This window comes from Micromonospora sp. LOL_013 (assembly GCF_048060315.1).
Lineage (GTDB): Bacteria > Actinomycetota > Actinomycetes > Mycobacteriales > Micromonosporaceae > Micromonospora_E.
In genome coordinates this window covers 1-837 of record NZ_JBHMIQ010000104.1, presented here as the reverse complement: position 1 = coordinate 837, position 837 = coordinate 1, and the positions used below count along the sequence as shown (strand labels likewise).

Here is an 837-nt window from a genome sequence, read left to right as displayed (position 1 = left end):
ACCGGTCACCGCACCCCTGAAAACCAGCTAACCAACTCTCCATCAAACCCGGGGCTTGACACGAGCGGCGGCGGCTTGGGTGATGCGGTACGGGTCTGGGATCCTGATACCGGCGATCAGCAGGCCGAGCTGACCGCCCACGTCGGCGCGGTGGTGTCGTTGGCGGTGTTGCCAGGCAGGGATGGCCGGCACCGCATTATCGGCGGCGGCGATATGATGGTCTATGAAACGGTGTTTATCTGGGACCCTGACACCGACGACCATCTGACCGAATCAGCGAGTGTCGGTAGGGTCAACGCGCTGGCGGTGCTACCCGGCCCGGATAGCCGACACCGCATTGTCGCCGGCGGCGGTTACCCGGGTGATGGGACGGTGCGGGTCTGGGATCCTGATACCGGCGATCAGCAGGCCGAGCTGACTGGCCACATCGCCGCGGTGGTGTCGTTGGCGGTGTTGCCAGGCAGGGATGGCCGGCACCGTATCGTCTCGGCCGGCGACATCCTCGATGGGACGGCGCATATCTGGGACCCTGACACCGGCGACCATCTGGCCGAACTCACGTTTCAGGCCAGCGAGGTGTCGTTGGCGGTGTTACCTGGCCCGGATAGCCGACACCGCATCGTCACCGGCAGTTGGAGGCACGAGTCGGTGCATGTCTGGGATCCTGATACTGGCGACCTGCTGGCCGAGCTGACTGCCCACGTCAATGGAGTGGTGTCAGTAGCGGTGTTGCCGGGCCTGGATGGGCGGCACCGCATCGTCACCGGCGGTCGGGGCGATGGGACGGTGCGGGTCTGGGATCCTGATACTGGCGACCTGCTGGCCGAGCTGACCGCC

Annotated in this window: 1 protein-coding gene; it reads left to right on the top strand. The window is 65.8% G+C overall.

Annotated elements, in window-relative coordinates; translation table 11 throughout:
• Positions 1-75: 75 nt before the first annotated feature.
• On the top strand, positions 76-837 hold a 762-nt coding region (locus ACFHWS_RS28505), incomplete at its 3' end, for a WD40 repeat domain-containing protein (RefSeq protein ID WP_416569584.1).